The organism is Pseudotamlana haliotis, from assembly GCF_008806375.1.
Lineage (GTDB): Bacteria > Bacteroidota > Bacteroidia > Flavobacteriales > Flavobacteriaceae > Pseudotamlana > Pseudotamlana haliotis.
This window is the reverse complement of the sequence record NZ_WAAT01000022.1, coordinates 1-13,712: the sequence shown is the minus strand read 5'-3', so window position 1 is coordinate 13,712 and position 13,712 is coordinate 1. Positions and strand designations below refer to the sequence as shown.

At 37.8% G+C, this 13,712-nt stretch carries 12 protein-coding genes; 5 read left to right on the top strand and 7 right to left on the bottom strand.

The annotated features are described in order from the left end of the window. The first annotated feature begins 76 nt into the window (after positions 1-76). Genes aspS through F6U93_RS02275 form a run of 3 tightly spaced genes read left to right on the top strand, consistent with a single transcriptional unit; the run spans position 77 to position 3,932 of the window. Positions 77-1,831, top strand: a complete 1,755-nt coding sequence (gene aspS / locus F6U93_RS02285) for an aspartate--tRNA ligase (RefSeq protein ID WP_150936427.1) — start codon at positions 77-79, stop codon at positions 1,829-1,831. Positions 1,832-1,876: 45 nt separating this feature from the next. Further along, positions 1,877-3,670 carry a chloride channel protein gene (locus F6U93_RS02280; RefSeq protein WP_150936425.1) on the top strand — a complete coding sequence of 598 codons (1,794 nt, stop codon included), beginning with the start codon at positions 1,877-1,879 and terminating at the stop codon, positions 3,668-3,670. After that, on the top strand, positions 3,660-3,932 hold the full coding sequence (locus F6U93_RS02275) for a hypothetical protein (protein WP_225312509.1): 273 nt from the start codon (positions 3,660-3,662) through the stop codon (positions 3,930-3,932). Before F6U93_RS02280 ends, F6U93_RS02275 begins: the two co-directional genes overlap by 11 nt. Positions 3,933-4,115: 183 nt before the next feature. Here F6U93_RS02275 and F6U93_RS02270 read toward each other — a convergent pair whose 3' ends face one another. Continuing rightward, positions 4,116-4,565: a nucleoside deaminase gene (locus F6U93_RS02270; protein ID WP_150936421.1), complete on the bottom strand. Its 450-nt coding sequence runs from the start codon at positions 4,563-4,565 to the stop codon at positions 4,116-4,118. Between the two features lie 39 nt (positions 4,566-4,604). Here F6U93_RS02270 and dxs point away from each other — a divergent pair, with 39 nt between their 5' ends. Then, positions 4,605-6,365, top strand: coding sequence for a 1-deoxy-D-xylulose-5-phosphate synthase (gene dxs / locus F6U93_RS02265; RefSeq protein WP_150936418.1), 1,761 nt, complete (start codon positions 4,605-4,607; stop codon positions 6,363-6,365). Positions 6,366-6,679: 314 nt separating this feature from the next. Here dxs and bioB read toward each other — a convergent pair whose 3' ends face one another. From bioB to F6U93_RS02235, 6 genes are all read right to left on the bottom strand, one after another. Then, positions 6,680-7,771, bottom strand: a complete 1,092-nt coding sequence (gene bioB / locus F6U93_RS02260; RefSeq protein ID WP_150936417.1) for a biotin synthase BioB — start codon at positions 7,769-7,771, stop codon at positions 6,680-6,682. Between the two features lie 52 nt (positions 7,772-7,823). Further along, complete coding sequence (locus F6U93_RS02255) at positions 7,824-8,990, bottom strand: beta-ketoacyl synthase N-terminal-like domain-containing protein (protein ID WP_150936415.1); 1,167 nt, start codon at positions 8,988-8,990, stop codon at positions 7,824-7,826. 102 nt (positions 8,991-9,092) lie between these two features. Beyond that, positions 9,093-10,358: an adenosylmethionine--8-amino-7-oxononanoate transaminase gene (bioA, locus tag F6U93_RS02250; protein ID WP_150936413.1), complete on the bottom strand. Its 1,266-nt coding sequence runs from the start codon at positions 10,356-10,358 to the stop codon at positions 9,093-9,095. Between the two features lie 59 nt (positions 10,359-10,417). Then, on the bottom strand, positions 10,418-11,026 hold the full coding sequence (gene bioD / locus F6U93_RS02245) for a dethiobiotin synthase (RefSeq protein WP_150936412.1): 609 nt from the start codon (positions 11,024-11,026) through the stop codon (positions 10,418-10,420). Continuing rightward, positions 11,023-11,436: a putative signal transducing protein gene (locus F6U93_RS02240; RefSeq protein WP_150936411.1), complete on the bottom strand. Its 414-nt coding sequence runs from the start codon at positions 11,434-11,436 to the stop codon at positions 11,023-11,025. The genes bioD and F6U93_RS02240 overlap by 4 nt, the downstream gene beginning before the upstream one ends. Then, complete coding sequence (locus tag F6U93_RS02235; protein WP_150936409.1) at positions 11,426-12,592, bottom strand: aminotransferase class I/II-fold pyridoxal phosphate-dependent enzyme; 1,167 nt, start codon at positions 12,590-12,592, stop codon at positions 11,426-11,428. Before F6U93_RS02235 ends, F6U93_RS02240 begins: the two co-directional genes overlap by 11 nt. Positions 12,593-12,691: 99 nt before the next feature. On the opposite strand from F6U93_RS02235, the gene F6U93_RS02230 reads away from it, so the two are divergent. Beyond that, positions 12,692-13,141 carry a DUF3157 family protein gene (locus F6U93_RS02230; protein ID WP_150936407.1) on the top strand — a complete coding sequence of 150 codons (450 nt, stop codon included), beginning with the start codon at positions 12,692-12,694 and terminating at the stop codon, positions 13,139-13,141. The last annotated feature ends 571 nt before the right edge of the window (positions 13,142-13,712 follow it).

Sequence of the window (13,712 nt, the reverse complement as noted above, 5' to 3'; positions counted from 1 at the left end):
TGAAACTCTGAAAATTCCCCGTTTTTAAAATTATAATTGATAGAACTTCACTAAATTTGCACCTCAATTTTTCATTATGTACAGAAGTCATAACTGCGGCGAATTAAGAGCCGCACATATAAATACAGAAGTTACTTTAGCTGGATGGGTTCAAAAATCTAGAGATAAAGGTTTTATTGTTTGGGTCGATTTAAGAGACCGCTACGGTATTACGCAATTGGTTTTTGATGAAGAAAGAACCTCTAAAGAACTTATAGAACAAGCTCAAAACCTAGGTCGTGAGTTTGTTATTCAAGTGAAAGGAACCGTTATTGAACGTGCTTCAAAAAACGCTAATATTCCAACTGGAGATATCGAGCTTTTAGTTTCAAAATTAAACATTCTTAACGAAGCGAAGCTTCCACCGTTTACTATCGAAGACAAAACCGATGGTGGTGAAGATATTAGAATGAAATACCGTTACTTAGACATTCGTAGAAATCCTGTAAAAAACAGTTTAATCTTCCGTCATAAAGTAACTCAAGAGGTTAGAAATTACTTATCTAACGCTGGGTTTATAGAGGTTGAAACCCCTTACTTAATCAAATCGACTCCAGAAGGGGCTCGTGATTTTGTAGTACCATCTAGAATGAACGAAGGGCAATTTTATGCACTTCCGCAATCACCACAAACCTTTAAGCAATTGCTTATGGTTGGTGGTATGGATAGATATTTCCAGATTGTAAAATGTTTTAGAGATGAAGATTTACGTGCAGATAGACAACCAGAATTCACACAAATTGACTGTGAAATGGCTTTTATCGACCAAGAAGATATTTTAAATGCTTTTGAAGGGCTAACACGTCACCTCCTTAAAGAAGTGAATGGTGTTGAGGTTGAAAAATTCCCAAGAATACTTTACGACGATGCCATGCGTTTATACGGAAACGATAAACCAGACATTCGTTTTGGTATGGAGTTTGGCGAATTAAACGCCGTAGCACAACATAAAGATTTTGGTGTTTTCAACAATGCTGAATTGGTTGTTGGTATTGCTGTTCCTGGCGGAAATAGTTTCACAAGAAAAGAAATTGACAAATTAATATCATGGGTTAAGCGTCCGCAAGTAGGCGCTTTAGGAATGGTTTACTCGCGTTGTAATGATGATGGTTCGTTTAAATCTTCAGTAGATAAATTCTACGATCAAGAGGATTTATCAAAATGGGCAGAAGCGACAAATGCGAAGCCTGGTGACTTAGTATGTATTCTTTCAGGTGATAAAAACAAAGTACGTGCTCAATTAAGTGCCTTACGTATGGAATTAGCAGAACAATTAGGCTTGCGTAAACCAGATGAGTTCGCTCCATTATGGGTTATGGATTTCCCGCTATTAGAATGGGATGAAGATACCGAGCGTTACCACGCCATGCACCACCCATTCACCTCACCAAAACCAGGACAGTTAGAATTACTAAAAACAGATCCAGGTGCGGTAAAAGCCAATGCTTACGATTTAGTATTAAATGGTAATGAAATTGGAGGTGGTTCAATAAGAATTCACGATAAAGAAACCCAATCCTTAATGTTTGATTATTTAGGATTCACGCCTGAAGAAGCTAAAGAACAATTTGGTTTCCTAATGGATGCTTTTCAATACGGTGCACCGCCACATGGTGGTTTAGCCTTTGGATTGGATCGATTGGTGGCTATTTTGGGGGGACAAGAAACCATTCGGGATTTCATTGCTTTCCCAAAAAACAATTCTGGCCGTGATGTCATGATAGATGCGCCTGCTCCTATTGATGATGAGCAACTCACCGAATTAAGTTTAAAACTAAGTTTAAAATCATAATTATATAAAATCCTGCAACTTGCAGGATTTTTTGTAGATTTAATCATGCCAAAAAGAACCCTGTTTAAACGTTTCCTTATTTGGAGGGCGAAACATATCTCCCATAAACAGTTTGTTTATATTTTAAGCGTAGTCATTGGATTTGCGGCAGGTATGGGTGCAGTAGTTTTAAAAAACCTTACGCACTATATTCAAAGTTTATTAGAAGGCAAACTGATTGAGCAATATCATCACGCGTTCTATTTTCTATTTCCAATTTTAGGGCTTACTTTGGTATACTTAATCATGAAGTATGTGATTCGTCATCAGGTAAGTCATGGTATTCCATCCACCTTACTCGCTATTTCAAAGCGAAAAGGCATCATGAAACGCTTCCAAATGTTTGGGTCTATTTTAACGGCTCCCATCACTGTTGGTTTTGGAGGTTCTGTTGGACTAGAGGGCCCTACCGTAGCAACAGGGGCTGCACTGGGCTCAAACATCTCTAGGATGTTTCACATGAATCAAACCACAAGAACGCTGCTTATTGGCTGTGCTGCTGCTGGTGCCATGAGTTCTATTTTTAAAGCGCCTATTGCAGCCATTATTTTTGCCATTGAAGTGTTTAGTTTAGACCTAACTATTGCTTCTATGTTACCGCTATTACTAGCATCGCTTTCAGCCATTCTAACCTCTTATTTTTTCTTCGGAAACGATGTCATTCTACCTTTTAGAATTGAAGATAAGTTTTATATTTCTGATGCACCTATCTATATGCTCCTAGGTGTTATTGCTGCCTTTGTTTCTATTTATTTCACCGAAGTTTACGACCGCATTCATAAGCTTTTTGATAAGCTTGGCTCACCAATCAAAAAACTGCTGGTTGGCGGTGTGGGTATTGGGATTCTAGTGTTTTTAATTCCGCCATTATACGGTGAAGGTTTTGATGTAATTAATAACCTCATTCTTGGCACGCCCGGAAAGGCTTTACAAGGTAATTTATTCAACCTAGACTTAGACAACATTTGGTATGTTATACTATTATTGATAGGTCTTTTAGTTTTTAAAATTGTAGCCAGTGCCCTAACTTTTGGTGCCGGTGGTGTGGGTGGTATTTTTGCACCTGTACTGTTTATGGGTAGTATCATGGGCTTTTGCATGTCGAAAATCGTAAACCATTGTGGTTTATTTAGTCGTGCTATTTCCGAAAGTAACTTCACTTTAGTCGGTATGGCTGGTTTACTCGCCGGTGTTTTACATGCACCGTTAACCGCAATATTCTTAATTGCTGAACTTACCGGTGGATACGAACTGTTTATTCCGCTTATGCTCACTTCAACCATTTCCTTTGGTATTACAAAATACTTCAAACCGCATTCGGTGTACACCATGGAATTAGGAAGAAAAGGTGAACTGATTACTCATGATAAAGATCATGCCGTTTTAACGCTTATGGACATCAATAAAGTGATTGAAACTAATTTTGTGCCTATCAACCCAGAAATGGATTTAGAACAAATGATAAACAAAGCGGTGATTAAATCAAAACGAAATATTTTCCCCGTAGTCGATAAAGAAACTAAAGGGCTCAAAGGTATTATTTTATTAGATGATTTGCGCCCCATTATGTTCGACCGTACATTATACCACGAAGTGATGGCCACGCACGTGATGCAAAAACCACCCGCAGTTATTGTATTAGACCAAGATAGAATGACAGACATCATGCAGAAGTTTCAAGACAGTAGCGCTTGGAATTTACCGGTTACGAAAAATGGTGTTTACTATGGTTTTATCTCAAAATCTAAGTTATTAACAGCTTACCGTCGCCAGTTAATTGCCTTACAAGTTGATTCTTAAATTAAACCCACATCACGAAGTCAATTCTATGAAATACCTCTTACTCTTATTTACTATAGCTGCTTTTACTAGTATTATTTTAGGTTTTGCCTTAGATGTCGACTACTCCGAAAAACTCATTGGTTTTGGGGTAGCAGGTTTATTTTTTATAGTATTTCCCATATTTTCATACATCCATTGGAAAGACAAAAAAGTAGAAGACTATATGCTGACCAAAGAGAATTTAGATAAAATGCGTGAGACTCAGAAGCGAGAAAAATAGGTTTTTCTGGCTATGACACTGAGATACACAGAGGTTTCACAGAGATTCACAGAGTAGCAAAAAGTATCTCGCAAAGGCATGGTGTCACAAAGGTGTATTCCGAAAAAATCTGTGGAAATCCGTGAAATCTGTGTCTAAAAAATCTAGCCCATGTGTAAACCCACAAAATCCATCAACCAAAAACTAATTTAACCGACGACGCTCAATAAAAAAGCGTTTCATCAAGTTGCTGGCTTCTTCCGCCAACACACCACCTTCAATAATGGTTTTAGGATGCAATTTGGTATTTAAATTAATACAGCCACGCTCTAAATCACGTGCCCCATAGACAATCTTAGAAATCTGACTCCAATACAAAGCACCAGCACACATTTGGCAAGGCTCTAAAGTCACATAAAGCGTACAATTTTGAAGATATTTGCCGCCTAAAAAATTAGCTGCTGCTGTTATCGCTTGCATTTCGGCATGAGCCGTCACATCGTTGAGCATTTCGGTTAAATTATGTCCACGAGCAATCACTTTGTTATCAATAACAATGACAGCTCCCACTGGAATTTCACCCTTTTCATAAGCAGTTTCTGCTTCCTGAAGGGCTTTTTTCATAAAATAAGTATCATCAAAAGGTTCTATCATATTTGCAAAAATACAATTTCATTCTTGTACTTTTGCTTTGTGAAAAAAAGTCTATTAGAAAATATACATACACCCAAAGACCTTCATCTTTTATCCCAAAAAGACCTACCTCAACTTGCCAAAGAGTTACGTGAATTTATTATAAACATTGTCGCTACAAAAGAAGGCCATTTAGGCGCCAGTTTAGGCGTTGTAGAACTCACCATTGCCCTACATTACGTTTTTAACACTCTAGTAGACCAATTGATCTGGGATGTTGGGCATCAAGCTTACGGACACAAAATATTAACTGGGAGGAAAGCTGTTTTTCACACCAATCGCCAATTAGGCGGTATTAGCGGATTTCCAAATAGAGCAGAAAGCGCTTATGACACCTTTGGAGTGGGTCACGCCTCAACCTCAATTTCGGCAGCTTTAGGCATGGCAATTGCCTCACGACTTCAGGGTGATTTAAAAAAACAGCACATTGCAGTTATTGGTGATGCCAGTATTGCTGGAGGCATGGCTTTTGAAGGTTTAAATCATGCAGGAGTTTCTAAAGCTAATTTGTTGGTCATTTTAAATGATAATGCTATTGGTATTGACCCCAGTGTTGGGGCCTTAAAAATGTACTTAACCAACGTTAAAAAAGGCACACAAAAACAGGATAACATCTTTGAAGCCTTAAATTTTGATTATTCAGGCCCTATAGATGGGCATGATATTGATGCGGTGATTTCAGAATTGGAACGACTAAAAACCGTTGAAGGCCCTAAATTTTTACACATCATAACCACCAAAGGCAAAGGATTAAGACAAGCTGAAAAAGACCAGGTAAAATACCATGCACCAGGTAAATTTGATGCCAAAACAGGTGATTTAGCCGTAAAATCAACCGAAATACAAGCACCGAAATATCAAGATGTATTTGGACATACCATTGTTGAGTTAGCTCAAAACAACCCAAAAATTGTAGGTATAACACCTGCCATGCCCACAGGTAGTTCCTTAAAATATATGATGGAAGCCCTTCCCGATCGTGCTTTCGATGTGGGTATTGCCGAGCAGCACGCCGTAACTTTAGCCGCAGGAATGGCCACACAAGGGTTAATCCCTTTTTGTAACATTTACTCCACATTTTTACAACGGGCATACGATCAAATTATTCATGATGTGGCCTTGCAAAATTTACCGGTAATTTTCTGTTTAGACCGTGCTGGTTTGGTGGGCGAAGATGGTGCAACCCACCATGGTGTTTACGACTTGAGCTATTTACGATGTATCCCCAACCTCATCATATTTGCACCGAGAAACGAAATGGAATTACGTAATATCATGTACACAGCGCAATTAGGGCTAGACCATCCTATTGCGATTCGTTATCCTCGCGGACGCGGAAAAATCATAGACTGGAAACAGCCTTTTTCAAAAATTGAAATCGGTGAAGCTTTACAACTCAAGCAAGGTGAAAACATAGCGATATTAAGTATTGGAAATATGGCTTATAATGTTTCTGAAGCCATTGAAAATCTAAATGTTTCACATTACGATATGCGTTTCGTGAAACCCCTAGATGAAAAAATATTGCATGACATCTGTAAAGGTTACACAACAATCATCACCATTGAAGACAACGGTATAAATGGAGGTTTCGGATCTGCTATTTTAGAATTTATGGCGCTTCACAATTATAAAAACACCATTAAAGTTTTAGGTATTCCTGATGTTTTTATAGAACATGGCAAAGTGACTGAACTACAAAAAGCGATTCATTTAGATCCTGATAGTTTGAGAATACTAATTGAAGGTATAGTCTGCTAAAAACACCCCTATAATCCCCTCAAGGGGCGATTTCCATAGCATAAAAAACCCAAATTTGAACGGCGTCAAACTTGGGTTTTATACCAATTTAATTTTATAATGTCGCATTCTTAATTTGAATTATTTTTTGTTCAGATGAAATAGAAAATACATTATCATTATCGGTTTAAGCTTTGCAGACCCTTCAGGTTTTTAAAACCTGAAGGGTCTCTTATCGTGAAATCATAACACGGTCGAAATTTTGTATAAAATAACAAGATCTCATTCACGCTTCGACAAGCTCAGCCTGACAAAACTATTATCAACCTTATCGATTAATCCTGTTTTCTCAAAGCTCTCGCCGCTTCATTACGTTCAATTTTATGTTCTGGACGCGTCCATCTTGGTTTTTCACCTAAAGCTTCAATTTGTGAATCTTGTGCTTCAACCGTTTGTGGTTGCACTTTTTTAGTGAATGGTTTTTGAGGTTTCATCCCTAAAAGTTCAAACATTTTCATGTCTTCGTTCACATCTGGATTTGGTGTGGTTAATAATTTATCACCAGCAAAAATAGAATTCGCTCCAGCAAAGAAACACATGGCCTGCCCTTCTCTCGTCATTTGTGTACGCCCCGCACTTAAACGTACTTGCGTTTCTGGCATCACAATTCTAGTAGTAGCTACCATACGAACCATATCCCAAATAGAAACAGGTTCTTGATCTTCAAGAGGCGTGCCTTCAACAGCTACTAAAGCGTTAATTGGTGTCGATTCTGGTTGCGGATTTAATGTTGAAAGTGCTACAAGCATCCCTGCACGGTCTTCAATGTTTTCTCCCATACCAATAATACCACCACTACAAACAGTAACATTGGTTTTTCTCACATTATCAATCGTATCCAAACGGTCTTGATAACCACGTGTAGAAATCACTTCTTTATAATATTCTTCCGAAGAATCTAAATTATGGTTGTAAGCATATAAACCAGCTTCAGCTAAACGTTTGGCTTGGTTTTCAGTCACCATACCAAGGGTACAGCACACTTCCATGTCCAATTTATTAATGGTTCTTACCATTTCTAAAACCTGATCGAACTCCTCACCATCTTTAACATTACGCCAAGCAGCACCCATACAAACACGAGAACTTCCGCCCTCTTTTGCTCGTAATGCCTGTGCTTTAACTTGTGGTACAGACATTAAATCGTTGCCTTCAACATCAGTGTGGTATCTAGCTGCTTGCGGACAATAGCCACAATCTTCTGAACATCCGCCAGTTTTTATAGATAATAAAGTAGAAACCTGTACGGTATTAGGGTCATGATGCAGACGGTGAACCGTTGCTGCTTCATAAAGCAATTCCATAAAAGGTTTATTATAAATCTCTAAAATTTCTTCTTTGGTCCAATTGTGTCTCATCTCACTCATAATAGCCAACGCTTAATTTTGGGTCAAAAATACTAATAATATGGGAATGGTTTTACGATTTGCTTATTAAAATAGAAACCGCGTTACCACCAAAGCCTACTGCATTTACAAGAATATGCTGTATTTTTTCTGGCGGATTTTGTGTTTTCGCAAACGGAACAGCGATAAACTCCTGTTTTTGAAGCATCAAAACGGCCAATTCTATACTTAAGGCACCAGATGCCCCAAAAGTATGACCGATTTTCCATTTGTTGGTCGTTAGCGCCGGTTGCTTGCTAGGGAACACTTTTTCAATAGCTTTCACTTCTGAAAGATCCCCTTTTATGGTTCCTGGTGCATGCATCACAATGACATCAACAGCGTCAGGGTTTAAATCACCCAAAGCCATTTTCATCGATTTCTGAAAACACTTGGCATCACTAGAAATAGAAATGTTATGTTTTAAAATTTCGGTGGCATAGCCATAACCGCTGATTATCGCCAAGGCATGATCTTGGATACCGGCTTCCAAACAGGCTACCGAAGCCCCTTCACCCAACACCATGGTGTTTTTGGTTTTATCCAAATCGAAAGCACGGCAAGGAAAATCTACTTGAGCTGGTTCTTGTTGTGCATATATTTTTAGGGCTTGCATTTGCGCAATAGTAAAAGGCGTTAACGGCGCTTCACTACCACCTACTAAAAATTTACTGCACATACCCGAATTTATCCAAGCTACACCATTTAGCATAGCATGTAAAGCTGTAGAACAGGTAATAGAATGACTAATTTCTGGTCCTTCGGTTTGCAAATCGTGTGCCACCCAAGAGGCAATATTTCCTAAAGTGGTGGTTGGTGAACTTAAAGTTTCTGCTTTATTCGTTTTTAAAAAGGAATCGTAATAGGTTTCAAACAGTTCGGTAGCCCCTCTAGAGGACCCTAAATTAATTCCGAAGTTATCGGAAGCCTTCCAGTTAGCCTGTTTTACAGCTTCGCGAGACGCGTAAATCGCATACAAAACCGAATTATCTAGTGATTTATACTTTTGATCGGAGGCCTTTAAAAATTCAATAGCTTGCTTGTCCGCTTCTGGAATGGCAGCCACAGCCGAAGTTTGATCTAAAACGCTTTTAGGGGTAAAACAATGCGTATTGTTCAAGTAACTTTGCCAAATAGCATCGGGTGTTTTTCCTAAGGAAGAGATAGACGAAATGGCTGTAATTGAAATGGGTTGTTGCATACTATTTATTTATACTAGAGAGCTTTAAAATACTATTGCCCGCAAAAGTACTATTTATGCCTTAGCGATAGAAGCGGCCGCCTGTTTAATTTCCTTAAAAAATTAAACGGTTTCTAACGCTTTTTCAATAACGGCATATACTTTTTCCAATTCGGTATTCGTAATCACATAAGGCGCTTGAATGTAAATGGTGTTACCAAGCGGACGTAAAAACACTCCGTTATCCATAAAAAACTTAAAAAGCTTGTCACGAAGGTTGCCGTAACGTGTCATTTCGATATCTAAATCGAAGGCAAAAATAACCCCCATTTGCCTGATGTTTTTTACTTTAGGATGATTTTTAATGCGGCTTCCGAAGACTTCATGCGAAGCCATAACTCGTTTTATGTCCTTTTGAATAGCCTCCGATTGTAGTAATTCTATACCAGAAAGAGCAGCAGTACACGCTAAAGGGTTTGCCGAATAGGTATGCCCATGAAACAAACCTTTACTAATATCATCGCTATAAAAAGCATCATAAACTTCTTGCGTACACGTGGTTAAGGCCATTGGCAGTAAACCACCGGTTAATGCTTTACTCAGGCACATCACATCTGGTTTGGTATCCATGTGCAGGGACGCAAAATGTTTTCCTGTTTTACCAAAACCAGTCATCACTTCATCGGCAACGGTGATAACTCCATGACTTTTACAGTATTTTAAAATAGCATCTAACCCTTGTGAATCGTGCATTTTCATGGCTGCCGCACCTTGAACCAAAGGTTCGTAAACAAAACCAGCCACCTTATTTTCTTTGATTATAGTTTCTAACTGGGCTAAAACCGATTCTAAATTCTCTCCATTTGGAACTGGAATACGCTTCACATCAAGAAAAAACTCTTCAAAAGGGCCGTTATAAACAGAAAGTCCAGACACACTCATAGCACCAAAGGTATCGCCGTGAAAGCCATCTTCAAAAGCAATTAAAGTGTTGCGTTTTTCACCGCGATTAAAATGGTATTGCAAGGCCATTTTTATACCAATTTCAACACTAGTAGATCCGTTATCACTAAAGAAAATCTTTTGTTGATTCTCTGGTAGAATAGCCATTAAAGCTTCTGATAATTTTATGGCAGGCTCATGTGTGAAACCACTAAAAACAACCTGGTCAACCCGTTTCATTTGCTCTGAAACTTTCGAGGTAATATAATCGTTGCAATGACCGTACATACAGGTGTACCACGAGGCGATGGCATCAATATATTCATTGCCATTTTCATCGGTTAACACCGCATTTTTAGCTTTTGAAATTGCTAAAGATTCCGGATGAATTTTATGCTGGGTTAAAGGATGCCAAAGGTGTTTTTTATCACGTTCTTGTAAACTCATAAATATTTCTATTTCCGCGAAAGCGAAATACTTTTTTTAATTTAAATTTTATAAACCGTTTATAAATTTGCTTTAAACTTATCGGCGTATTCTTTAATCACATTCTTATCGAAATACGGTTCTTCATCTATACGCCCTATTACTGGTACATCAGTCATTTTTTTTATGATGGTTTCAGTAGTTAGGTGTTCATGACCACTGAAAATAATAGCCACCTCAAAACCCTTTTCTTTCAATAAATTCACCGTTAATAGCGTGTGATTGATACTTCCTAAGTAATGTCTAGAAACCACAATAACTATGTAGCTTGGTTTAATGAGGTCTAAAATCGTGTGGGTATCATTAAGTGGCACCAATAAACCTCCTGCACCTTCAATAACTAAATGGTTATTAGTTTTTGGAGCTTTTACTTGCTTTATATCGATGTGAATTCCATCAATATCGGCAGCCGCATGCGGACTCATAGGTGTTTGGAGTCCGTAGGCATTGGGATGAAACTTAGACTTCTTATTTGAGATAAGACGCTCCACCTTTTGGGTATCACCATAATCTAATTCTCCCGCCTGGATGGGTTTCCAATAATCGGCTTCCAAAGCTTCCGTAACAATGGCTGAAGCTACGGTTTTACCAACTTCGGTGGATATGCCTGTAATAAAGTATGTGTTCATTTTATATTAAATTCTTCTGCACAAGTCTCACATCTGTATTTATGTTTCATATAAAAGGGAAGTGCGCTAAATAAAACCCCAAAAATAAACCAGAATAATGATTTAGCATCCTTAATTGTAGAAAAGAGTTCCACCTTCTGACTCTTGCATTTCGGACAAACAACGGTACGGCCTTCATCATCAACTGAATATTTACTAATAGACTCTAAAATATGCTGCGCTTCTAAGGCTTGAACCGATAACACTTTTAACTTAACGCCACCAATGGCATTACTCACTAAGGGATCGGTATCTATAGTTAAAGCATCAGATAAAAAAACCTGAATGCCTTCAGCTTCCAAGCGCCCTTTTATAATTTGGGCTTCGGTAGAATACTGAAAACGCGCTATGGTTTTAAACTTATCGCTCATCCTTTAAGGCTTGACTCAGCCATTTTAAAACTTCGGAAATCTCATCTACCGAATTATGCGCATGCAAACAAAACCGCAGACGCTCCTCTCCTTTTGAAACAGTAGGCGATAGAATTGGCTTCACATCAAACCCCTTATGCTGCATGTACTTTGCGATATTTTTAACTTTATCATTTCCAGAAATAATACAACACTGAATAGCCGATGCGCTTTCAATAAATATATTCTGAAGCTCATTTTCAATCATTTCAGTCTTAAAAAACTGAATGTTTTCTTGTAATTGTTGTCCGCTTTCAGTTTCCTGCAATGCTTTATAAGCAGCATGAATAGTTGCCAAACTGTGTGGCGATAAAGCGGTGGTATAAATGAAGCTTCGCGAGAAATTCACTAAATATTGCTTTAGCTCGTTACAGCCTAAAACGGCAGCACCGTGGCATCCCATAGCTTTCCCAAAGGTGATAATACGAGCAAAAACAGCGTTTTCTAGATGCAGTTCTTGAATTAATCCTTCATAATGATTTCCAAAAACACCAATAGCATGGGCTTCGTCAACGATTAAAAAAGCCTGGTATTTTTTACAAATTGCTGCTATTGTTTTTAAATCTGGAGAATCGCCATCCATTGAAAAAACAGATTCGGTTACCACATAAATAGATTTGCGCTCTTGTTCTAAGTCTGAAACAGCATCTAAAATACGTGCCATTTGCTTTTCCAAATCGGCTAAGTCATTATGCTTAAACTTGTACGATTTAGCATGGCTCATGGTCATACCATCTCGAATGGAAGCATGTATGTATTCATCAAACAAAATCACATCGCCACGTTGCGGTACGCTAGCAAAAAAGCCAATATTAGCATCGTAGCCTGAATTAAAAACTAAAGCCGATTCACTTTTATGAAATGCCGCTAACTGCGCTTCAATAATCGGGTATAATTTATGATTTCCTGAAAGCAGGCGAGAACCTGTAGCGCCATTTTGAAACATATCATGAGCTTTTAAAAAGTCGTGACTGGCTTTAAAAATTTCTTCGTTTTTAGAGAACCCTAAATAATCATTTGATGAAAAATCTATCAATTGATTTCCCGTACCCAATTGCCTCAAAGCATTTTCAGCTTTGCGGTTTTCTAATTTTCGATGTAATTTTTCAGGAAACATGCCGTAAATATACTTTTAAATTTAGGCATTCTCATAAATTACACGGCATGATTTCCTTTGAGTTAATTTCTGTATTTTTGAATTCATTTACAACATCTTATGAAAAATCACTTACTTATACTTTTACTTTCCATATCATTTATGGGTTATGCTCAAGATAACCATATTGTAAAAACAGATGATGGCCGTCGTCTTTTATTGAAAGCAGATTTTACTTGGGAATACATTGATACCGCGGCACCTGAACAAAACGCTATTGAGGCAGCTGTTGCGGAAAACAAAAATAAAGAAGGCTGCCAAATAGCCCCAGACTTTGAAGAACCAAAACTTAATAGCAAGATCCAGGCACAGCTTAAAAAGGGGCGTGCTACAATCGATCATGTTAAGGAAAAAGTGGCTAGTGATTATGAGTGCCAAACCAGTGAGGTCATCCTGTTATGGGTTAAAGAACAAAAAGCTAAAGCCGAGTATATGTTTTGTGCCAAAGGTAAAAAGGTAAAATATAAGCGCGTAGGCAACTCAATTATTGAGGCTGGTAAGTTTTTTTAGTAAAATAAGCACTAGAATTTATAAGCTCTTTAAGCACGCTTTTTATTGCTAAAACAACCTTAGAAACGGGTGCAGTAGTAACTAAAAAAGGCGCTTTATAATATTCTAATGCCTTTTCCTTAGACTTGGCATAATGGGACAAGGGCTTTTATAAGTCACACAGAACCTTCTTTCTGGCTTAGCCCGATTTAGATTTAAATCAAATCCATGATGGTAAAAAACTGCAACAGCATGAATTAAAATTATGCGTTGCAGATGATAACAACAAAGCATAGCGAAAGCTATGCTTTGCTTTTTTTATGTGAACAGGAAAAAATAATAACCAATTTTTATGGCACATTTTAGGTTACAACAGTTCGTGTTTATTAAAATTCAGAACCTAAAAACCACTTTATACAATTTTTTTGTAAAACTGAAAGCACCATCTTTCTTTATAATAAATCCCCATTCAAACAGAAGAAAATAGCATAAAATTTTCGCTAAAACCCTAAAAAAGTCGACTAGTAACACTTTTATTGTAAACAAGTTGTTTTGAAGTGTCTACCTTTGGTGTGACGGTTTTATATAGAGT

What these genes read in the sequence shown, in the direction of transcription:
- aspS (WP_150936427.1), top strand. Translation starts at nt 77, where the DNA reads ATGTACAGAAGTCATAACTGCGGCGAATTAAGAGCCGCACATATAAAT.
- F6U93_RS02280 (WP_150936425.1), top strand. Translation starts at nt 1,877, where the DNA reads ATGCCAAAAAGAACCCTGTTTAAACGTTTCCTTATTTGGAGGGCGAAA.
- F6U93_RS02270 (WP_150936421.1), bottom strand. Translation starts at nt 4,565, where the DNA reads ATGATAGAACCTTTTGATGATACTTATTTTATGAAAAAAGCCCTTCAG.
- bioB (WP_150936417.1), bottom strand. Translation starts at nt 7,771, where the DNA reads ATGAGTGAGATGAGACACAATTGGACCAAAGAAGAAATTTTAGAGATT.
- F6U93_RS02255 (WP_150936415.1), bottom strand. Translation starts at nt 8,990, where the DNA reads ATGCAACAACCCATTTCAATTACAGCCATTTCGTCTATCTCTTCCTTA.
- bioA (WP_150936413.1), bottom strand. Translation starts at nt 10,358, where the DNA reads ATGAGTTTACAAGAACGTGATAAAAAACACCTTTGGCATCCTTTAACC.
- bioD (WP_150936412.1), bottom strand. Translation starts at nt 11,026, where the DNA reads ATGAACACATACTTTATTACAGGCATATCCACCGAAGTTGGTAAAACC.
- F6U93_RS02240 (WP_150936411.1), bottom strand. Translation starts at nt 11,436, where the DNA reads ATGAGCGATAAGTTTAAAACCATAGCGCGTTTTCAGTATTCTACCGAA.
- F6U93_RS02235 (WP_150936409.1), bottom strand. Translation starts at nt 12,592, where the DNA reads ATGTTTCCTGAAAAATTACATCGAAAATTAGAAAACCGCAAAGCTGAA.
- F6U93_RS02230 (WP_150936407.1), top strand. Translation starts at nt 12,692, where the DNA reads ATGAAAAATCACTTACTTATACTTTTACTTTCCATATCATTTATGGGT.